This is a genomic window from Fructilactobacillus sp. X7R7C1 (assembly GCF_059901065.1).
In genome coordinates, this window is the sequence record NZ_JBWXVF010000001.1 from 438,288 (window position 1) to 460,634 (window position 22,347).

Annotated in this window: 21 protein-coding genes, 1 tRNA gene and 1 riboswitch; of the genes, 8 read left to right on the forward strand and 14 right to left on the reverse strand. The window is 39.8% G+C overall.

Translation table 11 applies throughout. From position 1 onward, the window contains the following. Positions 1 to 17: 17 nt before the first annotated feature. The 4 genes from AC6UDC_RS02050 (at position 18) to AC6UDC_RS02065 (ending at position 6,129) form a co-directional block, all read left to right on the forward strand. Positions 18 to 1,049 carry a WxL protein host-binding domain-containing protein gene (locus AC6UDC_RS02050; RefSeq protein ID WP_500721081.1) on the forward strand — a complete coding sequence of 344 codons (1,032 nt, stop codon included), beginning with the start codon at positions 18 to 20 and terminating at the stop codon, positions 1,047 to 1,049. 25 nt (positions 1,050 to 1,074) lie between these two features. Continuing rightward, complete coding sequence (locus AC6UDC_RS02055; RefSeq protein WP_500721083.1) at positions 1,075 to 4,056, forward strand: pectate lyase-like adhesive domain-containing protein; 2,982 nt, start codon at positions 1,075 to 1,077, stop codon at positions 4,054 to 4,056. A gap of 85 nt (positions 4,057 to 4,141) precedes the next feature. Continuing rightward, positions 4,142 to 5,188 (forward strand): WxL protein host-binding domain-containing protein, encoded by a 1,047-nt coding sequence (locus AC6UDC_RS02060; protein WP_500721086.1) that lies wholly within the window; start codon positions 4,142 to 4,144, stop codon positions 5,186 to 5,188. 134 nt (positions 5,189 to 5,322) lie between these two features. After that, complete coding sequence (locus AC6UDC_RS02065; RefSeq protein ID WP_500693465.1) at positions 5,323 to 6,129, forward strand: alpha/beta hydrolase; 807 nt, start codon at positions 5,323 to 5,325, stop codon at positions 6,127 to 6,129. A 50-nt stretch (positions 6,130 to 6,179) separates the two neighbouring features. Here AC6UDC_RS02065 and AC6UDC_RS02070 read toward each other — a convergent pair whose 3' ends face one another. The 11 genes from AC6UDC_RS02070 to AC6UDC_RS02120 form a co-directional block, all read right to left on the reverse strand. After that, positions 6,180 to 6,347, reverse strand: a complete 168-nt coding sequence (locus tag AC6UDC_RS02070; protein ID WP_010022596.1) for a hypothetical protein — start codon at positions 6,345 to 6,347, stop codon at positions 6,180 to 6,182. 38 nt (positions 6,348 to 6,385) lie between these two features. After that, complete coding sequence (locus AC6UDC_RS02075) at positions 6,386 to 8,314, reverse strand: M13 family metallopeptidase (protein ID WP_500721089.1); 1,929 nt, start codon at positions 8,312 to 8,314, stop codon at positions 6,386 to 6,388. 91 nt (positions 8,315 to 8,405) lie between these two features. After that, positions 8,406 to 9,314 carry a glycine betaine ABC transporter substrate-binding protein gene (locus AC6UDC_RS02080; RefSeq protein WP_500693467.1) on the reverse strand — a complete coding sequence of 303 codons (909 nt, stop codon included), beginning with the start codon at positions 9,312 to 9,314 and terminating at the stop codon, positions 8,406 to 8,408. Then, the gene (locus AC6UDC_RS02085) at positions 9,314 to 10,195 is read right to left on the reverse strand and encodes an ABC transporter permease (protein ID WP_500693468.1); all 882 of its coding nucleotides are present in this window, start codon (positions 10,193 to 10,195) and stop codon (positions 9,314 to 9,316) included. The genes AC6UDC_RS02080 and AC6UDC_RS02085 overlap by 1 nt, the downstream gene beginning before the upstream one ends. Further along, positions 10,195 to 11,403 carry a quaternary amine ABC transporter ATP-binding protein gene (locus AC6UDC_RS02090; protein ID WP_500696488.1) on the reverse strand — a complete coding sequence of 403 codons (1,209 nt, stop codon included), beginning with the start codon at positions 11,401 to 11,403 and terminating at the stop codon, positions 10,195 to 10,197. Before AC6UDC_RS02090 ends, AC6UDC_RS02085 begins: the two co-directional genes overlap by 1 nt. A gap of 205 nt (positions 11,404 to 11,608) precedes the next feature. Beyond that, positions 11,609 to 12,313 carry a VIT1/CCC1 transporter family protein gene (locus AC6UDC_RS02095; protein WP_500708097.1) on the reverse strand — a complete coding sequence of 235 codons (705 nt, stop codon included), beginning with the start codon at positions 12,311 to 12,313 and terminating at the stop codon, positions 11,609 to 11,611. An 11-nt stretch (positions 12,314 to 12,324) separates the two neighbouring features. Beyond that, complete coding sequence (locus AC6UDC_RS02100) at positions 12,325 to 13,014, reverse strand: VIT1/CCC1 transporter family protein (protein WP_500696489.1); 690 nt, start codon at positions 13,012 to 13,014, stop codon at positions 12,325 to 12,327. A gap of 158 nt (positions 13,015 to 13,172) precedes the next feature. After that, positions 13,173 to 13,697: a Fur family transcriptional regulator gene (locus AC6UDC_RS02105; RefSeq protein WP_500707238.1), complete on the reverse strand. Its 525-nt coding sequence runs from the start codon at positions 13,695 to 13,697 to the stop codon at positions 13,173 to 13,175. 84 nt (positions 13,698 to 13,781) lie between these two features. Continuing rightward, on the reverse strand, positions 13,782 to 14,279 hold the full coding sequence (locus tag AC6UDC_RS02110) for a GNAT family N-acetyltransferase (RefSeq protein WP_500707236.1): 498 nt from the start codon (positions 14,277 to 14,279) through the stop codon (positions 13,782 to 13,784). Beyond that, entirely contained in the window at positions 14,266 to 16,644 is a 2,379-nt protein-coding gene (locus tag AC6UDC_RS02115) for a helicase C-terminal domain-containing protein (protein ID WP_500721218.1), read from the reverse strand. Before AC6UDC_RS02115 ends, AC6UDC_RS02110 begins: the two co-directional genes overlap by 14 nt. Positions 16,645 to 16,691: 47 nt before the next feature. Further along, complete coding sequence (locus AC6UDC_RS02120; protein WP_500693474.1) at positions 16,692 to 17,036, reverse strand: hypothetical protein; 345 nt, start codon at positions 17,034 to 17,036, stop codon at positions 16,692 to 16,694. A 165-nt stretch (positions 17,037 to 17,201) separates the two neighbouring features. On the opposite strand from AC6UDC_RS02120, the gene AC6UDC_RS02125 reads away from it, so the two are divergent. Further along, on the forward strand, positions 17,202 to 18,359 hold the full coding sequence (locus AC6UDC_RS02125; RefSeq protein WP_500695284.1) for a hypothetical protein: 1,158 nt from the start codon (positions 17,202 to 17,204) through the stop codon (positions 18,357 to 18,359). Between the two features lie 32 nt (positions 18,360 to 18,391). Here AC6UDC_RS02125 and AC6UDC_RS02130 read toward each other — a convergent pair whose 3' ends face one another. From AC6UDC_RS02130 to AC6UDC_RS02140, 3 genes are all read right to left on the reverse strand, one after another. Next, positions 18,392 to 18,589: an LBP_cg2779 family protein gene (locus tag AC6UDC_RS02130; protein WP_500693476.1), complete on the reverse strand. Its 198-nt coding sequence runs from the start codon at positions 18,587 to 18,589 to the stop codon at positions 18,392 to 18,394. A 70-nt stretch (positions 18,590 to 18,659) separates the two neighbouring features. Continuing rightward, positions 18,660 to 19,304, reverse strand: a complete 645-nt coding sequence (locus tag AC6UDC_RS02135; RefSeq protein WP_500708100.1) for an energy-coupling factor transporter transmembrane component T family protein — start codon at positions 19,302 to 19,304, stop codon at positions 18,660 to 18,662. After that, a complete protein-coding gene (locus AC6UDC_RS02140) occupies positions 19,294 to 20,658 on the reverse strand; it encodes an ATP-binding cassette domain-containing protein (RefSeq protein WP_500721091.1) in 1,365 nt (454 codons plus the stop codon). Before AC6UDC_RS02140 ends, AC6UDC_RS02135 begins: the two co-directional genes overlap by 11 nt. 63 nt (positions 20,659 to 20,721) lie before the next feature. Then, a riboswitch (TPP riboswitch) is annotated at positions 20,722 to 20,811 on the reverse strand. 83 nt (positions 20,812 to 20,894) lie between these two features. On the opposite strand from AC6UDC_RS02140, the gene AC6UDC_RS02145 reads away from it, so the two are divergent. The 3 genes from AC6UDC_RS02145 (at position 20,895) to AC6UDC_RS02155 (ending at position 22,017) form a co-directional block, all read left to right on the forward strand. Next, the gene (locus AC6UDC_RS02145) at positions 20,895 to 21,515 is read left to right on the forward strand and encodes an LVIS_2131 family protein (protein ID WP_500721093.1); all 621 of its coding nucleotides are present in this window, start codon (positions 20,895 to 20,897) and stop codon (positions 21,513 to 21,515) included. Between the two features lie 57 nt (positions 21,516 to 21,572). Beyond that, positions 21,573 to 21,899: a hypothetical protein gene (locus tag AC6UDC_RS02150; protein ID WP_500707229.1), complete on the forward strand. Its 327-nt coding sequence runs from the start codon at positions 21,573 to 21,575 to the stop codon at positions 21,897 to 21,899. A 46-nt stretch (positions 21,900 to 21,945) separates the two neighbouring features. Further along, a tRNA-Arg gene (locus AC6UDC_RS02155) sits at positions 21,946 to 22,017 on the forward strand. Positions 22,018 to 22,347 lie beyond the last annotated feature (330 nt).

A 22,347-nucleotide genomic window follows, 5' to 3' on the forward strand; every position in this document is an offset into this window, starting at 1 on the left:
CAGTTAGGACCCTAATTATGAAAAAGTTCGTTAAAGCACTATTAATCACGCTGATTGCCTTATTTATGGTGGAAGTCTTGGCCACTTTGACGGCTTCGGCTGCTAGTATGAGCAGTACGGCCCCAATCCAGGTCAAGATTGATGACAATTATCATGTGTCACATGATAATTCATACTACCAGATTAAAACTAACCAAGCACGTGATTATCCAATCGCTGTCTCGTTAACTAATCTAAGTAAAACCAACGCTTGTCAGATTAGCACCCGAGTTGATTCTGCGTCCACATCATCTAAGTTGGCGTTATTTTTTAATAATAATCAAAGTCAGTTTCGTGGATTACCCGTTAACATGCGCCAAGTGGTCTCATTTAATGAGTTAAGTGATCGTGATTTTCAGTTAGCTCCCAGGCAAACTCGGATCGTGAAAATGTCCCTCAACCTAAATAATGATAAGTTTCGCGACTTTAATGGTGAAATCCTTGGCGCAGTAACTTTTACACAAGATGCGCCGGCAGTTAATGGTGAGATTAATAATCAATTTTCTTACACCATCCCGATTGAGGTTAGAAAAGGGAAACCGCAAGGTAGTGAGATTGAGGCAACCAAAAACGATCTCAAGAAGGATGCCGTCAAACATGCAATGTTTACTTTTGGACTAGTAAATAAAAAACCAGCCATGTTAGATGACGTGAAGGCTAATGCAACATTGAAGAACGTGACGTTCAATCAACTTATGACGAGTACCGACGAGATTAGAAGGGGTCAGATAGCCCCCAACAGTGAATTTGCGATCAAACAACCACTAAATAAACAATTATTGCCCGGTAGGTACGTTGCCACCGTTAATCTCAGTGGTAAAAATTCAGTTAATGAATCACCTAGTCACGTTAAATTACAAAGGGAATTTATCGTTAGTCCGGTTGACTACATCAGGACATTTTCAGATCGAACACTCTTGATTATGATCGGAATTATAGTTGCGTTAGGCCTGATTGTCACAATTTTGGCATCTCTAGTAATGTTTAATCATCGAAAACACAAGGTGTAAGTCTTAAATTGGGGAGGAATGAACGGTGAAAAAAGACAAGTGGATTAAACGAGTAATTCTCGGTTGGCTGACCGGCTTATTTATAGTGGCCTGTACGATTCTACTCGTGTATACAACGAGTTCAAATCGTTCTGCTTCGGCCAAGAGCGAAAGTAATCCTCAAACAGCTAGTCAAGCTAATTCTACTAGTCAAAGCAGTTCGTTTAAAAAGACAAGTCCAAATAGTGATAACCCGGATCAGGAGTCATCTGGAAACGATCAGAGGATGAAAACCTCAAGTAACCATGATATGGACCAAAAGAGCGTTAAGTACACACAATTGATGCAAGAAAGTCAGAATGACGAAAGTGATTTTAAGGCTGGTAAGTATGTGCCAGCCACCAAGTTGTCGGCTGCGCAAATTAAAACGGCTGATTTATCGACTGTCTCGGTGGGCGACTGGAGTAGTTTTGTTGCGGCCATCCAGAATTCAAACGTCGATCATATTTTAATTGCAAATGATTTTGCCGCTCCTGATACCGGAATGCGACAGGTCCAGGCTGCTTCTCGTCTAAGTGGTAATCTGGTGGTCGACGGACAAGTTACCGCTTCTAATAGTAATCCGGACGATCAACACGTTAATGGTCCAACGGTTGATTTAGGCGGTAATAGTTTTGATTGGCATGGAAATAATGGAAGCAATTCGAATGGGACATCCCAGTTTCCAGACGTTCAGGTTAACAACTTGAACGTGTATGGTGGTAATTATTATGGGATGTTTTGTGATAGCAACGGTGGAATTCATGGTGATGTACAAACTTACACCAATTATTCGTATACCGGTTCTCAACCGTTTGTTAACTATGGTGGATTAGACGTTTTAAAGGGCCAAATCCGGTTGAACCAGGTTAATCGGTATTCAGCGATGGGGCGAACTAATACTAATATTTCCTTTGGTGGTCAACAACTGATGGAAGCATGCGCATTGTGGATTGCCGACAGCAATGACAGTTCCAATCCAACTAACGTTAAAACCACCAGTAATAACAATTCTTCTCTTCCTAATTTTGAAATTGGTGACTGGGGAGACGAACGATGGGATCAGCGGATTCAAAATGTTCCCACTAATCCTAATACTGGTCAACCTTTTAATCTGGGTCAGATTGCGATTGGTAACAATGTCAATGTCGATATGGATGCGACTGCTAAAAACTCAGTTGGTGGTGGTAATAGCAACAGTTCAGGTCAAACTTCTGGATTTGATCTGGGGCGTGGCAATAATCAAAATGACTTTAGTATTGGTAATTATTCCAAGGTTAATGTTGATATGACGCCTGGTCATAGGGCCATCACTTCCTATAATCGAGCAAATAGTAGTGCTCAATCTGGAATTAATATTGGGAGTTCAACCCTAACGGTCAATAGTAACCATGGTTACGGAAGCCCAGCAACTAATCGTCCAGGCATATTTGCTAACGGGGACATTACCTTTGCTCCTAATCAGGTTGCTGGACTTGACCCAGGTTCTGATCAACAGCCAACCTTAAACATTGATAAAAATGTTCAAAATAATGACTCAAGAATGGCAATTCAGTCGCTAACTGGGAACGTTGATTTACGTAAACTGGGGTATGGCGATCTGCGGATGAGTAATTATAGTCATCCGGTTAATGAACCAATTATTTCGGTTAATCGCGGTCGTACAACCGGGAGCGGACAAATTGAGTTTGGTGCTAATCAACCATTCTCAGCTTGGAACTTAACTAATTCTGATAATGACGGTTCGCCTCAGTGGAGTTGGGAACAATCACCGGCTAGTGGCTGGTCGTATCCAAATGATACCTTTCAACCCACTTCGTTTGATCCATATCAATACTCTCGTTTAAAGGTGGGGACTTCCCAGTCTGAAGGTAACCTGCAGTTTGACCATTCATTAAATGATGCAAGGGATTCGAAGTACTCGTACCAGATTGACGGAACCGTCACGGATGACAACGGTGCTCCCTATGCAAATGCATATGTTAGTTTAACTGGTGATCCGAATATCCAACCCAATGTTGGTAACAACGATAGTATCCCAAATGATGGTTACGCCTTTGGATATCCAATGTTTCAACCCAAGGCTCCTGATAATATTTCCAAAAGAGAGTACGTCGCTAAGACTGATTCTAACGGGCACTTCAAGTATACGTTGCCTAAAAAGAACGGACAGCAAACCTACCTGACTGCGAACGAAACCATTACGGCTTTTGCCGCTGGATATAATGATTCCAGTTGGTTTTACACGAAGGAGACCCCAGAACCAGTTGACGGTGTTAATAACCCAGGGGTGATTAATCCATATCAACCGCAAACACAGGATGACAATGGCTTTCCACAAAATGTCGATCCGGGTGACCAAGTTGCGGGAGCTAACAACCCTGCTGACAATAATGATCCGGCAATGTTAAGACTCGACGCGGTTCCTCAAAGCATGCAATTTAACATGAACGGTGGGAATGCGTCACCGATTAATGGTCATTTGGCGGTTCCAATTTCTGAGCAGGGAACTTCGTTAGCTTACAATCCAAATAGTTCGAAGCCGGGGATCTTTACCCAGTTTACTAATTCTGTTGGTAGCGAAATAAATGATGACGGTTGGAACTTATCGGTTACGGCTACAGCAAATGATAATCAAGGAAACCTGTTAAATGATGCATCGTTACTTTTGGGTGGGTCCCCACTTGGTGATGGTTTTCTCCAAGAATTAAGTACCCCAAGTGGCATGGGACTTACGCAGTGGAATAAAACGGGAAACAATCTTTCCGACCTCATTAACTTTAATGGACAGGAAACCCCGATTGTCTCAAGTAATGATGTGAGTTTAGATAATTCAACCTATCAGACATTTTGGAATTTGGATAACATTAAATTGAACCTAGATGAAGAAGTTTTAAGGGATAATAAAGCGGGTCTTGGTGGCAATTCACAGAACTCTAGTGGGACGCTGACTTGGAACTTGTCTCACGGTCCTTCTGAGGGCGACTAATGATTAAGACGATGATAATTTAAGAATTGTTGTCGTCTTTTGTGCGTAATGAATGATTAAACTTGGAAATTGGAGTGGCGTTATAATGAAAGTAGTTCAAAGATTAATGGTGATGATGGTTGCACTCGGTGCTTTTGTTCTTTTCTTCTTACTTGGAAGTATTTTTACCCAGGCCGATACACAAAATCAGGTCCCACTGGAAGTTCTTCCTCAGATTAAAGATGTGAAAGGCCAACAAAAAAGGGCTGATTATTTCGATATTAAGGCAACTCCTGGGATGAAACAACAGCTAAAAATCAAGTTGATTAACCGAAGCACTAACATGCCATTAAAGGTTAAATTGGGAGTTAATCCCGCTACTACTTCTGGAGCTCCTACGATTAGTTACGCTAATAAAGAGAAAACTAATAACCGTCAATTTCCGATTGAGAAGTTGGTAACTTTTGCTAAAACTTCCGATCAGTCGATTTCACTTCAACCGCAACAAAAGCAAACCGTTGTTTTAAATCTAAATGTTCCGAATGACAGGCGATTTCAAGACTTCAAGGGAACCATTCTTGGTGGCCTTTACGTTGTCGAAGATAATGGCAACCAGTCGTCATCACCAGTCAATTCACTGTATTCATATTCGGTTGGAATTCAGTTAAAACACGGAAAACAACCTGCTAACATCAAAATGAATGGGATTAAGATGCTGAATGCTAGTAATCCTAATTTGATGGAAGTCAAGTTATCAAATGACAGGGCGGCGGTGCTTGGAAAAACCAAGATTAAGACTTACGTTACACCGATTAACAGTATGAATGCTTTAGACTCACATACAACTTTTGATGCCGTAATCGCGCCTAATAGTTCGTTTAATTACCTGGTTCCTAAGTCAGCTAACCAATTACCGAACGGACGCTATTTGCTTCACTTAAAAATGATTTCTAATGATCCTCAATTTAAGGGAACTAAGGTCTGGAACTTTACGCGTGGGTTTACTGTCAATAACCCAATTTCAGCGACTCATTCAATAAATAAAGCGGTTTCAAAGAGCATCTTCTGGTTGGTTATGTTAATATTGTTGTTGGGTATCATTGGTATCTGTCTTTATTTCTTTTTTGCCGGAAGAAAACAAGATGAGCTATAAATCTAATAAGACTATGTTTCATACACAATTGTGTATTATTATTTGGAAACCGGTGCTTGCGTGTTCCGGATTTTTTGTGCGGGATTTTTGTGTCACTGGGATTCCTAATTTATGAACAAAGGAAGAGTGATTTTTTGGAAAAAGCAGCAAAGAAAAACATTTTTTTATTTGCGATTGGAATTGCCATTGTTGTGGCTGGTTTTCTTTTTATTGAATTTGGGATCAACGTTGATGGTGTAAAGCGTGGTGAACACACCCCCATTTTATTTGTATCAGACCTAAATAAAACTTCCAAGGCTGCTAACCACCTGACGGTTACTTCTAGTCGTGAGGGCGGCGAGTATGCCATGAAGATTAATGTTTATCCGGACGGTAAGATTTATTACCATCCTAACGGGAATGTACACGCTAAGTATCCGATTATCAAGGTCAACTTTACCGACAATACTGCTTCCACGGTAATTCAGGCGAAGTGGCTGAATGAGATTCTCGTTCATTTAAATCATAAGTACCATTATCAACAATATAATGCTTTAGGATTTGGTTCTGGGAGTCTAACGATTTATCAGAACGCCGTGGCATATGGTCAAGAATCGAATCATATGCGACTGACCAAGTTCATATCAATTGGTGGACCATACAAGGGCATCATGCCGGTAACTGATGTTATGAACCATCGCTACCCGAAAGTTAGTGAATTAAAGGATGCCTCTAAGAGTTTTCCGAAAGGTGTGAGTGTCCTCAACGTTTACGGACAATTGAGCAAGACAAATAAATCTGACGGACGAGTTACTACTTCGTCTGCTCGTGAATTAAGAAAGCTTGTCCCGGGCTCTGACTATCAGGAAATTAAAGTAAGCGGAAGATCAGGTCAACACAGTAAGTTATTAAACAATCAGATGGCTTCAAGAATTATTGAAAGATTCCTGTTCGCTGAATAATCAAACAAAAAGCGAGATCACAAATTAATGTGATCTCGCTTTTGTTTTAATTAGAGTTGGTTAACGACACCTTTTTCAACGGCACGGCTTAATGCTTGAAGTTCGTTAATCTTTGATTCAATGAGGTATTGACCCTTAACTTCACTCTTGTCTTTAGCATCTTGTAATTGTTGGTCTAAGAATTGAATTTGTTTATCGATATAATCAGTAAGTTTCATATTATGCACTCCCATCTGTTCTATTTTTCACTTACATCCTACCAGATTTGAACTCGTTTATCAGGTTTTAAGTACATCTGATCTTTGGCGGTTACGTCAAAAGTTGTGTAAAAGTCATCAAGATTCTTAACTTGAACAGATGCCCGAAGTGGGGCAGGTGCATGCACGTCAATTGATAGTAATAGATTCTGGTATTCTGGGGTGGCTTTCATCCGCCAAATCCGACCCCAGTTGGTAAAGAACTGGTATAAGTCAGTATTATCACCATTTTTAGCGGCTTCTTCAGCACAGCTAAGACCACCCGCATCAGCGATATTCTCTGAGACGGTCAGTTTACCGTTAACTTTACCACCCGCAAATGGAATGCCGTTGAATTCGTCAATCATTTTCTGGGCTAACTTGGAGAAGTGTTCGTGATCGGACTTGGTCCACCAATTATTCAGGTTACCATACTGGTCGAATAAAGAACCATTATTGTCAAAGGCGTGTGAAATTTCATGAGCCATAACCGCTCCGATTCCGCCATAATTAGCGCTTTCGGGTTGATCTAAACTGTAAAATGGTGCTTGTAGGATGGCAGCCGGGAAGACAATGATGTTTTTAAAGGGATGATAGTAAGCATTCACGGTGTTGGCACTCATTTCCCAACGTTCTCGTTCCACTGGTTTGTTCCACTTTGAGAATTCGTCTTGGTTGGCAATTTTTTCAAAGTTAAGTAGGTTACTTAAAACCGTGCCACCATCTTTTTCCTCGGTAACGTGAAATTTCTTGTAAAGCGGATCTAATTCATCAGGATATCCGACTTGAACTCCAAGGGTAGAAAGCTTTTTAGTTGCCATCTTCTTAGTGTCGTCGCTTAACCATTGATTGTTTGAAAGTCGGTTTTTATATACGTCGATCATACTATCAACCATTTGATGAACGTCAGCTTTGGCTTTTTCACCAAAGTATTTTTTACCGTAGTAGTCACCAACCACTTGATCAAATGTTCCTGATGCAAGGTAGTAGGCGGCCTTCTTTTTATTAGTGGCTTCCTTCTTGCCTGAGAGCGATCTACTATAGGTCCCACCAACTACCCGGAATTCGTCTGAGAGAGTGCCACTGTACCCATTAAGCGTCTTTACAAGCATCCAGTCCTTCATAAGCTGGAAGTGAGATGAAGTTAAAAGTTCGGAAAGATTACTAAAGAATTGGGGTTCGGTGACGATGATCTTTTCAGGAAGGGTACCAACTAATTGGTTAATGGCTTCCTTTAGGTTCAAGGCATTGGTTGACCGAGCTAATTCGTCGGTACTTTCTGGGTTGTACATTTTACTATAGTCAGCAGCTTCTTCAGCTGACTTTACGTTTGGGGCGATTAAGCGATCAAATTCAACCGCATTTTCAACGATCTTTTGACTGTCGTTCTCACTATATCCAGCCATTTCAAATAACTTGGTGGTCATTTGAATGAAGATTGGCATTAAGGTTTTGGCCGCTTCATTATCTTTTTCGTAGTAAGTTTTATCTGGCATAAAAAGGGAAGGTCCACTCGCAAAGAGGGCGTTCACTTTCGCATTCTTCATGTCAGGATCAAGTCCCAATGAAAATGGGGTTGGGAGTCCAGAAAGGATCCAATCGGGGAGCTGATCGTTTAAATCATTGTAATTTTCCAGATTACTGATTCGGTCAAGGACTGGCTTTAAAGGCTTAACGCCATCTTCATCACGCTTTTTGAAGTTATTAGTCATGTTATAGAACTTTTTGTATTCTTCGAGTTCAGGGGTTTTAGCAGGTAACTTGCCACTTGATAGGTCGGATGAATCTTTCATTAAGGTTTTGTCGATATCATCAACTAGATCCATGAAACCACCGGTTGAAGAGTGATCAGACGGGATGGTTGCTTGTTTAATCCATGCTCCATTAATGGCGTCATAGAAGTCGGTTTTTAGTTCTGACTTATCAATTGGAAATTCTTTGTTAGTCATAGTCATTGTCCTTTCGAATTTTTTCTCATAATTAAATGGTATCAAAAAAGTCTCATGAATGTTGTTCATGAGACTCATTTTTTTCGATTATTTATTTTTTTAGGTCTTCAATTGAGTTAACGTTCTTCATGTACTTCGGCACAGCTAAGCCAACTTTAGCCTTGTCAATACTGGTACCAACGATTTCAACGTTGTTTTTGTACTTCTTGTACATCGGTGCCATCGTTGTTGGCAACCAACCAGCAGTTGAAGCATCGGCCGATCCAGTTGAAAGGGCCGTCCACATTGGTTGAGCTTCCATTGCTGAAAGGGTTGGTTTATAACCTTTCATCCGTAGCAGTTGAGCAACCACGTTTGATGATGACAATTCAGAATCCCAGGAAACGAGGACCAGTTTAACGGGTTGACCGTGTCCCTCAGGAACACCGTTAAGCCACTGTTTAACTAGTTCGGGGTGTTTATTGATGAATTCTTTTGATGCTTTTTCAGCATTTTCACCCTTATCAATCTTAAACATGACTTCACTCATTAATTCGTCGTTCCAGTGGAATTGTCTGAGAAGTTTTGTTGCTCCAGGATTTTTCTTTTCAAATCCCTTGTGGATGATAGTTTGAATGTGTTCACCCTTACCATAAGCGTTCTTTGGATCTTTTAAGAACTTGATGGGATACTTTTGAAACATCCAGTGCGGGGTCCAACCAGTAATTACGATTGGTTGTTTGTACTTGAGCGCTTTATCAAGAGATGAAAGCATGGCAGCAGTAGAACTAGCTTGAAGTTGCCATTTTTCCTTCTTAAGTCCATAAGTGTTTAGCGCCTTGGTAGTTGATGACATGATTCCGGCTCCGGAATCAATTCCAGTTATTGTGTAGTTAACTTGTGGTCCAACTTTAGCGTTGGGATTGTACTTTGGTGGATTTACACTACATGCGGTTAGAGTTACCGCTAAAAGTAACGCGGAAGTGATTCCTAGAATCCATTTTGTAAATTTTTTATTCATTATTTATTTGCTCTTGCATCAGCTTTATTGGCACCACCAAGGCCTTTACTGATTTTATCAAGAACAATGGCAAGAATAACGATTGCGATACCCGCTGCAAAACCAGTACCAACATCATTTCTACCAACGGCAAAGTAAACGGCTTCTCCAAGCCCCATTGTACCGATCATTGAAGCAATAACTACCATTGAGAGGGCAAGCATGATTCCCTGGTTAATCCCTGACATAACGGTTGGTTTTGCTAGTGGGAACTGAACTTTGAAGAGTTTTTGCCATGCGGTACAACCAAATGATTCCGATACTTCAAGGTATTCACTTGGGACTTGTCTAATTCCAAGGTTGGTCATGTTGACGATTGGTGGAATTGAGAAGATTACGGAAGCAAATACACCAGGAACTTGACCGATTCCGAATAAAGCAACGGCAGGGATCAAGTAAACGAAAGCTGGCATGGTTTGAAGAAATGACATGATTGGACTCACAATGGTTTCCACAATTTTACTTTTAGCCATCCAGGTTCCAAGTGGAACTCCAATGATGACGATTAAAAGGCAGGTTGTCAGAACCAAGTCCAAAGTTTGAGTCATGTCACGCCAGTATCCTTGGTTCCAGATTAAAAGGAAGCCAAGAAGTTCAAAGAGCATGAAGCCCCAGTGTTTTGTTTTGCGAAATAAGAACCAGGTTCCAAGTAGGATAATGACAATAAACAACCAAATTGGGATAATGTCAAAAACCCATTGGATTCCGTTCATAACGGTATTTAAGAAAAGCGTAATTGCATTAAAGAAACCAGCAAATCCAGTTAACCAAGCAAAAAAGTCATTGACCCACTTGGCAATGGGAATTGCACCAATGCTAGCGATAGATAACAAACTATTCATTAGTTATCTCCTCCTTTCTTCGTAGCCATGGCATCAAGAACGGCACTTCTCAAAATAATACCCTTCAGATGTTTTTCGTCATCAACCACCGCGTATGGGATTGGTGATTTAGAGATGGCATTGAACAAGTCACCGATTGGTGTACTTGGAGCAGTAGTTGGAACATTTGTTTTTAATGCGATGTGAAGATCTTTTTCGTGTTTATCAATCATTTCGTTGACGTCATCAGCGTCGACAATTCCAACGAAGTGGTCTTGTGAATCAACAACAAAGATACTTGAGATTTGGTCTTCCTTCATCCGACGAAGGGCTAACTTAGGACCGTCTTTTTCGATATTAACGGTATTTGGCTTAACCATGACGTTGTATGCGGTAAGAATCTTAGAACGATCAACGTTTTCGATGAATTTCTTAACGTAATCATTTTTAGGATGATCAAGTAAGTCTTCTGGTGTATCAACTTGAATGACGTCGCCATCGTGCATCATCATGATCCGATCACCAACTCTTAGTGCTTCATTTAGGTCATGACTGATAAAGATAATGGTTTTATGCAACTTCCGTTGTAGTTCCAATAATTCATTCTGCATTTCCCGCCGATTCAATGGGTCAAGAGCTGAGAAAGCTTCGTCCATCAAAAGAATATCAGGATCATTAGTGATGGCACGTGCTAAACCAACTCGTTGTTGCATTCCACCAGATAGTTCAGTTGGATAACTATCGTCGTATCCGTGAAGACCCACCATCTCTAGTGATTCGTGGGCCTTTTTTTCACGTTCTTCTTTGTCAACGTCTTGAACTTCAAGTCCAAAAGCAGCATTTTCAAGGATGGTACGGTTAGGAAGTAAGCCAAAACCTTGAAATACCATACTCATTTTTTTACGACGAAGGTTAAGTAATTGTTTCTTATCAAACTTCATGATGTCTTCTCCATCTAAGTAGATGGATCCAGAAGTAGGGTCAATCAAGCGATTAAACATTCTTAACATGGTTGACTTACCCGAACCAGATAGTCCCATGATAACGAAAATTTCGTTGTTTTTAATTGAGAAGTTAGCATTATCAACTCCAACTGTACTACCAGTTTCTTCAAGAATTTGAGCCTTATCTTCTCCCTTAGATAAAAGTTCTTGTGCTTTTTTAATATGAGGACCAAAGATTTTAGTGATGTGATCAACTTTGATTTTTTCATTATTATTTTGAGCCACAGAACTCCTCCTTTCGATTAACACTGACAATTAAAGTAAAAATATCTACATTAACCAACTTAACAAGTACAACCGTATATGTCAACTTTTCTACCATTTATAAAGCGCGGCACACCGGTTTTTACGGGTTCTATGTCCTTACTCTGATGTAGGTTCTCGTAATGTAATTTTATTTTAAAATTAATGTTAAAAGATGAGAAATGTGTTAGAAGAATTGTCCGATCCCATAGTGAATGATCATGGTAATGATTCCCACGATGACGTTTCTAATTACCGCAATCTTCACCAGACCATTCCCAAGTTCGGCACTTAAGAATCCGGTGATAGCTACAGCAATGATGACAGCGATGATAGTTCCAGGCCACTGAAGTCCGACGGGAAGCAGCGTCATGGCAAGTAGTGGGAGAATTCCACCAAGTGCAGCAGAACACAGCGACGAGAAAGCGGCACTCCACGGACTTAGATATTTCCCTAACTGAAGGTCATATTTGACGCTCACTACCGTTTCAAGCGGTTTTTTTGATAATAGATCCTTTGCAATTTCAGTTGCCGTTTCTTTACTAACCCCACGGCTCATGTAAAATTGAACGACACTTGCCATTTCATCATCGAAATTGGTTTTTAAAAGCTTGCTTTCGGTTTTAACGGCCGCTTCCTCAGTGTCACGTTGGGAACTTACTGAAGCATATTCTCCTCCTGCCATTGAAAAGGCACAGGCAAGCAGATCCGATAGTCCGGCAATGAAAATAGTGAGGGGATTCGTAGTAGCTACGGCAACTGAAAAAAGGACTCCAACGACGGTGAGAATTCCGTCATTTGATCCGAGAACGCCGGCACGGAGATTGTTCAATTTCTCATCCATGGTATTGTCGTTATTATCTTTTAGTTGTTTCTTTAAATGAAGACGCATCTGCTTACCTCCTAAAATGCTAATCCGACTAAACGACCAACAAGGTAGGCAACGGTCATGGTTACTAACCCCGAAATGACGTTTCGTATCAGTGACTTAGTCCGGTTAGCGTTTCCAAGAATGGCAGCAACGTATCCGGTGATTGAAAGTGCCAAGACGATGGCAATGTAGGTCCCAAGCACGCGATATTGCGCTGGTGCAACGAAAATAGTTACCAGGGGAAGAATTGATCCAGTTGGAAACGAGATCATTGATGCGATGGCAGCGGCATAAGGATTAGTGAAATCATTTCGATCAAATGAATATTTTTCACGAACCACGGTAGTGAGGGGATCCTTTTGCATCATTTCGGAAGTTGCTCTTTCAGCCAGGGCGTTTGCCATTCCGGTTTTAAGGTACTTATTTTTAACGTAGTTAAACTCGTCATCATAATGATTTTTAAGGCCTTGTTTAACAAGATCAATTGCCTGACGTTGTGAATCTTTCTGGGTGTTAACCGAGACGTATTCTCCCATCGTCATGGATACCGTTCCGGCAAGCATTCCCGCTAAACCTGAAATTAGAATTGCCCAATTACTAGTTGATGCACCAGCGACCCCTAGGACAATTCCAGCAACCGATAGGATCCCATCATTGGCACCCATAACACTAGCCCGCAAAACGTTGATTTTCTGGGCAAGTGATGTTTTCATTTTTGACATAACTGACTCCTCCAGTTTATAATGATTATAATCTAGCTCAACTACTATTTTACCGCAATAACTTGACATAGTAAACACGAAAGAGAAATTAGGCATAAAAAAAGCACCATGAACAAATGTCATGGTGATCGATTTTTGAAATAAAATTAGTTTTTTAATTAGTCCTTTGATGAAGTTTTAGATATTTCAACAACTTTTTGGTTGTTGCTCTTGTTTTGACTCTGTTGGTCCTTTTCCTTTGCTTGACATTCTTTACAAATTCCATGAACTTCAACGTTTGAAACTGATGGATCAAATCCAACCTGTTTGGTTGCGTCCTGTAAGTCTTTATCAATTTGCTTGAACTTTGGATCATCAATATCAATAATTTTTCCACAGGTATCACAAATGGCGTGAAAATGGGGATGACTGTAAAAGTCATAGCGATATCCACCATCTGGATTTGGCAATTCAATCACGATTCTAAGCTTTTTAAATAAACGTAAGTTATTGTAAACAGTTGCCATACTTAGGTTGGGAAAGGTTTCTTCCAAAAAATGGAAGATGGTCTCAACTGAAGGATGGTTATTGTGATCGATAAGGTACTTTAAAATAATTTGTCGTTGCGGGGTAATTCGGACATTGTTACTTTTAAGAATGTCCATGGCTTTCCCATACGCTTCTTTCTTCTCTTTTTCATTCATAAATATGCACTCCCATACATTATAATGTTACTCTTTTATTTCAATAATCATTCTAGTAGCTTATGGAACACAATTCAACTGAAATCACTGAAATAATTGAAATCTAGCGGATTTCGGGGATCGGCCTACTTGAGAGAAACCTAATCTTTTTATTATACCTATAAGATTATGCTGATTATTATTTAATAGAATAGAGATGTTTGGCTGTTTTAATTCTTGAAAAGTAAACTTGATCATGTGATTTAATAATTCGGAAATTAGATCCGGAGCAATTCCGACCTCAAAGATAAAGTAAAACTGGGGTTGGTTATTGTCTAAATTACTGATGGCAAAGATTCCGAATAGAGTGTGAGTGTTTTTGTCCAACACTCCCCAAATCAGAGCCTGAGATTTCATGATTTTACGCATGTCAAGATTAACTAGATCGGCTGTTCTAGTGGGGTTATACTCACCATCCAGGCGAACATTGGCAATTGTGCGACCATTTAAGAGTGAGGTTATTTCGCCAAGATTCATGGTAGTCAGCCAATCCATTTCAAGGTGAGCGGTAAAAATTGGGTGGTAACTTTCAAGTTTCGTCATGGTTTTTCTCCTTTATATTATTCCAAAATTGTTTGATGTCATGCTCGAGTTCATCAGGGTTGTGAGCAATCTGATAATTTTTCCATTGTTGAGGATAAAGGTTTGTGTACCTTTTCTGGGTAAATCTTTGATCCATTAATACAACGATTCCCTGATCATGCTTACCACGGATGAGACGTCCGGCAGCCTGAAAAACGTTGTTTAAGCCCGGTAGCTGATAAGCATATTCAAATCCGTGACCATTTTCGGCATCAAAGTAGTCCCGAATCAGGTTGGTTTCTGGGTTAAGTCCTGGAAGTCCAACCCCAACAATCCCAACCCCAATTAATTTATCACCAACCAGGTCAATTCCCTCCGAAAAGATGCCACCAAGAAGGGCAAATCCGACAACCGGATGGTCGTTTGGCTGATTGAATTGATTGATAAAGCTGGAACGCGCTGCTTCGTTCATGCCGGCTTCTTGCTTGATTGTTTTAACCGTGGGGTGTTGCCTGTTAAATTCATCGTAGATTTTTTCTAGGTACACCCCCGATGGAACAAAGATCAGGTAGTTGCCGGCTTTTCCGCTGATCATTTTGTTGACGGTATCAACAATCTTAGGGATGCTTTGGTCACGTTTTTGAAACGTAGTATTGATGTAAGAAGTGATGATGATATTCTGATTTGCTTTTGGAAACGGGGAGGGCAGTTGATACTTCAAACTATTGTCTTCGTCACCGAGAACCTTGGCATAGTAGTTCATCGGTGAGAGGGTGGCCGAAAACAACACTGCTCCGCCACCAAGGTTAAGGGTCTCGGCTAGATTGTGACTTGGATCCATACAGAAGAGACGAACAGTCGTATTCTTACCATTGATGAGGATTCTCGTTTTGTAATTTGGACCATAGTACTCGTTGATTTTGAGGTATCCCGTACACTGAAAGAAAAAATCAAGCACCAAGTCCAGGTCATCACCGTCGTCTTGTTTTGCGATCCATTTCCGGAGGACCTTGACTACGTTAGTGACTGCTTTTGTAAATTTATCCAGTGGATCATCGATTGATACTTCTGATTGATGATCCTCCTTTAGTGGTTTGGCAATTGCATTAAATTGACGTTTGAGTGATCGTAACTTGGTTAAGACCTTTGCGTTTTGTTCCTTGTTTTTTGATAGAAGCTTGATAACTTTTTCTAATGGTTCAGATGATATTTCGGTTGAGTACATGTCACGGGAGCGATCGACTAGGTTATGGGCCTCATCAATCAGGTAAAAATTCTGATAGTCTTGCACCTCAAAGAAGCGTTGAAGGTGGACCTGTGGATCAAATAAGTAATTGTAGTCACCAATGATAACGTCACAAAAAAGGCTGATATCAAGCGAGAATTCAAAGGGATCAAGTGTGTATTTTTTTGCGTACTTTTCTACCACGTCACGCGTGATCTGGTGATTATTTTTTAAAATATCCTTTAGGGCTGGTTTTAAGCGATCATAGTAGCCAAGCATATAGGGATTATCCTCTGGTGATTTGTCACGTTCATCATCAAACGTAATCTTGTCCTTAGCGGTAAGGGTAATGCTTCGAAGTCGTAATCCATGATTACTCATGAGATTAATGGCGTCTTCAGCAACTCGTCGAGTACTTTGTTTAGCCGTTAAGTAAAACACCTTGGAGATAAGGTCATTTCCCATGGCTTTGATGGTAGGAAAGAGGGTTGAGATGGTTTTACCAGTTCCAGTTGGAGCTTCTGCAAACAGGTGGCGGTTAGAAGCGACGGTCTTATATACCGCAGCTGCCAGTTCATGTTGACCCCTTCGATACGTTGGGAAGGGAAATTGAACTTTTTTGGCGGTGATTCTTTTTTCTTCATTTAACTGGTCTTTAAGTTCAAGCCATTCCCCAAATTCGTGAATTAAGTTGTCAAAGAAACGTTTGGAATCTTCGTATGTAATGGAACGTTCCTTTTGTGTAATTTCTTCTTCAGGGGTCTGGACGTACGTCAGCCGCATGGTGACTGATTTGATTGAGGGATGTTCCGTCATTAGTAAATAGGCATAAGCCTGTACTTGTCCCCAGTAAAGAATCATTTTGTTTTTTGGAATATCGTTAAACTCAATGTCAGAGGTTTTGATTTCTTCGATTGTGGCTGATTTATCACTCATGATGACACCATCGGCACGACCATGAACCAGAAAATCAGTCTGATTAGCCTGGACTTCTTTTTCTAGGTAGTACTCCTTTTCATAATTACTAGGACGATTCTTTTGAATTTTCCGGTGGATTTTAGTGCCAGCTTGAGCCGTGTTCAGACTACTAAGACTACTATTTAGATCTCCGCTTCGAAGTAAAAATTCAACGAGATCTCTGACTCCAACTTTGTTCACTATTTCCACCTCCTTTTTTCAATAAAAAAACAACTTCAAACGAAGTTGTTTTATTCTTCACGCCAACGATTGAACTCGTTTGCATGAGATCCTAAGTAATTCATTGCCTCTTTGGTTAACCGATCAACCTCAGTTTTTGTTTGATCAGGCATTACGTGATAGAAGTTACAAACATATCCTTCAGCAATGTCTTCGTATTGTTCTCTTCGTCCGTAGCCAGCATCGTTAAATAATTTATCTAATCCTTTGACGTCGTTTTTACCGGCTTCATAGACTTGCTGAGCTAGATTAGTTTTGTTTTCACCTAACATTGTAGCGGCATATTTTATGATAAAATCATTCATATCAATGATGATGTTTTGGCGTTGTTTACGTTCTATTTTCTTCTTCGACATATTTTCACCTCACTATTAGTTTAAAGCATTCGCCCAATAAATGAAAATAGAAAGTGAAAGCTTAAAAAGAACGCAAAATTTATGTTATGATAAGCGCACTAAACTTGGTCGAATCCATACATGTGATAAGATTAAACTGATGTTATTAGAGAAGCGGGTGATTGTTTGGATAATTCAGTTAATCAAGTTGTTAAGGACTTGAAGTATTCAATGAATAACAATTTATTGGTAAATTTGACCCAGCAAAATACAACGGTCTTCTATACTGGTGTGGTCGTTGCCCTTGATGCTGCTGGTGCGATTTTGATCACATACGATGATTACGGGCTTGCTAACGGACTGGTCTACGTTGTTTACGGAGATATCGATGATATTGACTTTCAAAGTGAGGACCTCACCAAGATGGAGGGACGTATCCGAATGTCTCGTCAATTAAAACTGAACGGAACTAAGCAGGAAGTAATGAAACTTAATTCTAAAAATGATCTATTGACCCAGATTTTGGGCAATTCATTTGTCGACCAACAAGCGGTGATGGTGGTAACTCAAGACGGCAATTCCGTTGAAGGGTTCATTAATTCACTGTCGGACTTTGAATTTTCACTTTCCGTTGTTGATAAATTTGACAACGAAAATGTGACCCATAAGACCATCATTAAACCGTTGGTTCGTTCGGTTGAGTTTCTTGGAACCGAGTTAAAGTTATTAACGGATTCTAAGTCAGTTTTATTTGCCAAACACATTGCCCCGAAAGTCATCGACGGACAATTAGCCATTGAAGCCAACTTGTACTCGGCCATGGAAACAGGGAGAAGAATTGTGATGATACCGAAGATTCATTCTGATTTGTTTTTCATTGGTCAGGTGAAAGCGGTTAATTCTGATTCCGTTATGTTTTCGTTGGTTGATATGATGGGACGATTTGGTGGATATGAACTCATTAAGATTGATGAGATTGATAAATTAGTGATTAAAAGTGATTATTTGCGGCTAATTAATCACTTCGTGTCCATCAATTCGGCTAATGGGGTCTTCGTTCAACCCGTGTTAAATAATGATCGAAGTTTTGATTCGACGATTAATCTATTTGAAGCCACGATTCAAATGGCCATCAAATTTCAACGGGTGGTTAGAATAAAAATGAATGACGGCCAATCTTACCTCGGATTTCCCGTGAAGTACGAGCATGGTCAGATAACAGTTCAAATCGTTGACAAAGCGAAATTATTCGTTGTGAATAATCAACTCATTAATCTTGGAGATATTGACGAAATTGCTTTTGGCTACCTTGACTCATATCTAATTGAGCAACAAATCGGATAAAAAAACGATGGCTTTTATAAAAGTCATCGTTTTTATTTGTTATGAACAATAAACTGCTTAATTATTTTTACTTCATCCTGAGTAGGCTGAATTTGCATACTCTTGATGGCATGAAATCTCTCCACCGTCATGTGTAGGTCAACGGCCATTTGGTTGTCAGGGATGTCATGTTTTTCTTGGAATTTAATTAGATCGGTTGCTACCTGACTAAATTCTTCTCCAATTTTCATTTTGCTTCCTCCTCTACTTCGCTTACTTGACTCTATTATACATTAATTTATTTATTTGAGACAAAGAATACTAGAGCAGAAGCAGAACTACTTGAAGTAAGATGACGTTAAAAACAAAGACGAGCCAGTCCACCTTTGTGATTTTAATGGTCTGATAAAAAGTTCGGGGCTGACCTTCGACAAAACCATGTGATTCCATTCCTTGAGCTAAGTTTTCTGACCAGCGAATTGCTGATAAAATGGCTTTAAAGTATAGGGTCGGTGACCACCAGTGTAATTTAACTCCCCGCATCAAACTAGCAGTTTTAATCTTGTTAACTTCGGCTTGAATTTCTGGTAGAAGGTTGAAAGCCGCCATTGCCCCATAAACAAATTTACTTGGGAGCCGGAGATTTTGCTCTAACGAATTAACCAGTTCGTATAATTTAGTGGTTAACGTGAAGGCCGCTCCATAGACGATGTAAACGTAGATCCGCGTAAATAATAGGATTCCCGCGTGCGTGCTTTTAGCGTATAAAATCTGGGAGATCAGTAACCCGACCGCAGGAATGAAGGCAATCAGAAGGATCCATAACAGATGCTTGAAGTTTACGTGTTTCACTATGAGATAGGCGAGTCCACAGACGATTAGCACACTGTTACCAACGATACTGGTAGTGAAAGAAACTTCTAGAGCAATGATCAATACCAAAACGAATTTTAGACTAGGATTCATGAACATCCTCCTTGTAAGTTAATCGATGATTGGCAAGTTCAATAAAGAAATCAGCATTTTCGACGAGGTCGGTTCGTTGATGGGAAGCAAAAATAATGGTTTTCCCGTTCTTAGCCTCGTTCTCAAGGATCCGCGAAATAATGACGGTTGATTTTTGGTCAAGACCAGCGAATGGTTCGTCAAGCATGAGGATGGGCGCATCCCGAATCAACATAATCACGATCTGGAGTTTCTTCTTTTGCCCACCACTTAGTGAATAGACAACCCGATTCAAGAGATTATCAAGATGTAGGGCCTTTAAGAGGTCGTTAATTCGGTCATCAGTCCATTGTTTGGTGATGGCATTTTTCTTGGCTAGAGTCAGTTCGTCTTTAAGCGTGATGGTTAAAAATTGGTCTTCTGAATTTTGAAAAATCAGGTTTTCGGACTTCATGAGAGAGGGAAGGGATGATTTTTTAATGTTATGATTCATAATTTTGACGACCCCGTTGTACGAATGGAGGCGAGACAGCGCCTTAAAGAAGGTGGACTTTCCACTTCCATTCTTCCCATTTAGGTAAGTGATTCCGGGATACAGGTCAATGTTTTCTGGTTCAATCAGATTTTGATTACCGTTCGTCATGGAAAAATTTAATAAATTAATCACGGGATCGTTGTCTGACATAATCTTGTAGTGAATCTCTTCTTTAGGGTCGTTTGCAAGTTCATTTTTAATCTGGTCAGCTGGAACCGCATGAACGGAGCCAGCTTGGACGTTAAAGAAATGATCAGCCACGTCGAGATAGTCAGAAAGATTGTGGTCAGAGATAATGATGGTCCGATTACTTTTTTTCTTTAACTGGATTAGACGTTCGATGATGTCTTTTTTGCTATCAACATCAACGTTACTAAATGGTTCGTCCAGTAAAAGGACGGGACGTTTCATCGCAACTGTCACAGCTAAGGCAACTTTTTGCTTTTCGCCACCCGACAAGGTGGTAATGGCCCGATTTTTAAGTTCACTAATACAACAAAACTTTAAAGCAGAGTCAATCCGGTTGGGCATTTTAACAGGGTCAACGTGAAGGTTTCCTAACGCAAAAATGAGTTCTTCTTTAACGGTTTTCATCGCAAACTGATGGTTTGGATCCTGAAATAACATGGCTGTTTTTTCATCCATGTCAATTTGGCCGGTTAATTTCCCCTTACTATACTTGGGATATAGTTGAGCAATTAGTTTTAAGAGGGTAGTTTTTCCACTACCAGTGGGACCAAACAGGAGATTGATGCTATTTGGTTCGAAATTTAAATTGACCTGATTTAGAATTTTATCCTGTTCAGGATATGAAAATGATAGATTTTTAATTGTTATCATTGATTATTCTCCATAAAAAAAGACGTTTCAAGCGCGAGTGCGAGAACGTCCAGCTGATGTATCTAAGCTCAATCTTATCTTCCCTGCGCTGGCATTGTCCAAGTCAGGTTCAACGGGTATAATCTCAGCCACTCGGCACCCCAATGTTTAATTAAACTTAGTATATCAAAGATGGCATAAAAATCAATTTTCAATTAGAATAGGGAAGATAGGAAAATGAAGCGGAGGATACTTTCATGAATTCATGGTGGAATCTTATAGGTGTAGTTGCATGGATAGTTGTGTTAATCGTGTTGATCTTTATGATTAAAAATATTCGATCACGACGAATTAAGATGATTATCGAGGATAAAAAAACTTTTGAATGGCGTAATTTTTTGATATCAATTGGCGAAATTGTTGTTTTTGTGTTGTTGCTTACCTTAATGGTTTATACGACTTTCTTCAGAAATATTACTAAAACCAATAATCGCAACGTGATTACGACGTCCCAAGTTGAACCATTAATTATTCAAAGTGATAAGAATGGCTCCTACTACGTAAAAGTTGAGGGTAATAGAGGGCCAATCCAGCAATATTCGTTCTGGCTAAAGAACATTAAGTATCAACTGCCAAGTACGAATGCTCAGGTAGTTACTACGCGTGGAAACGCTGAGGTCACTGGCCGTAGTTACAAGTTGAAGCATAAAAACATCAAATTAAATGACGAGCATTTTCAAAATGCATGGGCCAAGGTGGTTACCTTAAGGTACAAAGGAAACTTTTGGAACGGTTTAGGGATGCATGCTGGTAAGGATGCTAACCAGTTCATCTTAATCAGAGTTCCAAACAAGACGTTTGTGCAAAAAGAAAAATAATTAACTGACCACCGATAAGTACGTATCGGTGGTTTTGTTTAAATTGAGGTGTTTAAAATGAGTGAAAAAATTCCAGAGACAATGGATGAAATTAAAAATTTGTTAGACAAACTAAAAAAAGAAGGCAAAACGATTACACTGGATGAGTTGATCCTTGATAACATCGGGGAATTATCTCAAGCCTATCTAGATGCGGCGGAAGAGGGCCATTATGACTCTGTAAAAGTGGTTGATGATAAGACAATTGAATTTGTTAGCATCACTGGGAGAACGGTTGGAAAATACGTTTCTAAAGGGCAAAGTTTAGTTGACGACTTTAAGGATAATTCGCTAAAGTTAGAGTTAGATCTTGAAGCAAACGCAAATAAGGTCGCAAATGAATAATTTACTTGCAATTTACTGTGTTTATCGATAGCATAGTATTTGTTAAGCGCCCTTAGTGTAATGGATAGCACATGAGATTTCGGTCCTCATGATCCGAGTTCGACTCTCGGGGGGCGCATTAATATGCTTTTATAATTTTGATAGACAGTATTTGAAAATTGCTTGGTCTCTATTTAGTCCTATTAGATAGATTATCAAGCAATTTTTGTGTTTTATTGTATAGAAACGTCTTGTCTAAACAAATAACTAGCGTGGATGTATCTTAATCCGTGAAATGAGAGATGCTGGACGTTGGGTAACTTTGAATAGTTTTTGAATGATGGTTATAATGATTTTACGTAGATGGTTTAAATGAATTATCTCTTTGCACGCTGATTACGTGTATACAAAAGCACACTTCTTAGTTGAAGTGTGTTTTTGTTTTGATTTTTATTCATTTATTGTTATG

Coding starts and splice junctions, on each gene's coding strand:
- AC6UDC_RS02050 (WP_500721081.1), top strand. CDS start 18: ATGAAAAAGTTCGTTAAAGCACTATTAATCACGCTGATTGCCTTATTT.
- AC6UDC_RS02060 (WP_500721086.1), top strand. CDS start 4,142: ATGAAAGTAGTTCAAAGATTAATGGTGATGATGGTTGCACTCGGTGCT.
- AC6UDC_RS02070 (WP_010022596.1), bottom strand. CDS start 6,347: ATGAAACTTACTGATTATATCGATAAACAAATTCAATTCTTAGACCAA.
- AC6UDC_RS02075 (WP_500721089.1), bottom strand. CDS start 8,314: ATGACTAACAAAGAATTTCCAATTGATAAGTCAGAACTAAAAACCGAC.
- AC6UDC_RS02080 (WP_500693467.1), bottom strand. CDS start 9,314: ATGAATAAAAAATTTACAAAATGGATTCTAGGAATCACTTCCGCGTTA.
- AC6UDC_RS02085 (WP_500693468.1), bottom strand. CDS start 10,195: ATGAATAGTTTGTTATCTATCGCTAGCATTGGTGCAATTCCCATTGCC.
- AC6UDC_RS02095 (WP_500708097.1), bottom strand. CDS start 12,313: ATGCGTCTTCATTTAAAGAAACAACTAAAAGATAATAACGACAATACC.
- AC6UDC_RS02100 (WP_500696489.1), bottom strand. CDS start 13,014: ATGTCAAAAATGAAAACATCACTTGCCCAGAAAATCAACGTTTTGCGG.
- AC6UDC_RS02105 (WP_500707238.1), bottom strand. CDS start 13,697: ATGAATGAAAAAGAGAAGAAAGAAGCGTATGGGAAAGCCATGGACATT.
- AC6UDC_RS02110 (WP_500707236.1), bottom strand. CDS start 14,279: ATGACGAAACTTGAAAGTTACCACCCAATTTTTACCGCTCACCTTGAA.
- AC6UDC_RS02120 (WP_500693474.1), bottom strand. CDS start 17,036: ATGTCGAAGAAGAAAATAGAACGTAAACAACGCCAAAACATCATCATT.
- AC6UDC_RS02130 (WP_500693476.1), bottom strand. CDS start 18,589: ATGAAAATTGGAGAAGAATTTAGTCAGGTAGCAACCGATCTAATTAAA.
- AC6UDC_RS02135 (WP_500708100.1), bottom strand. CDS start 19,304: ATGAATCCTAGTCTAAAATTCGTTTTGGTATTGATCATTGCTCTAGAA.
- AC6UDC_RS02140 (WP_500721091.1), bottom strand. CDS start 20,658: ATGATAACAATTAAAAATCTATCATTTTCATATCCTGAACAGGATAAA.
- AC6UDC_RS02145 (WP_500721093.1), top strand. CDS start 20,895: ATGAATTCATGGTGGAATCTTATAGGTGTAGTTGCATGGATAGTTGTG.
- AC6UDC_RS02150 (WP_500707229.1), top strand. CDS start 21,573: ATGAGTGAAAAAATTCCAGAGACAATGGATGAAATTAAAAATTTGTTA.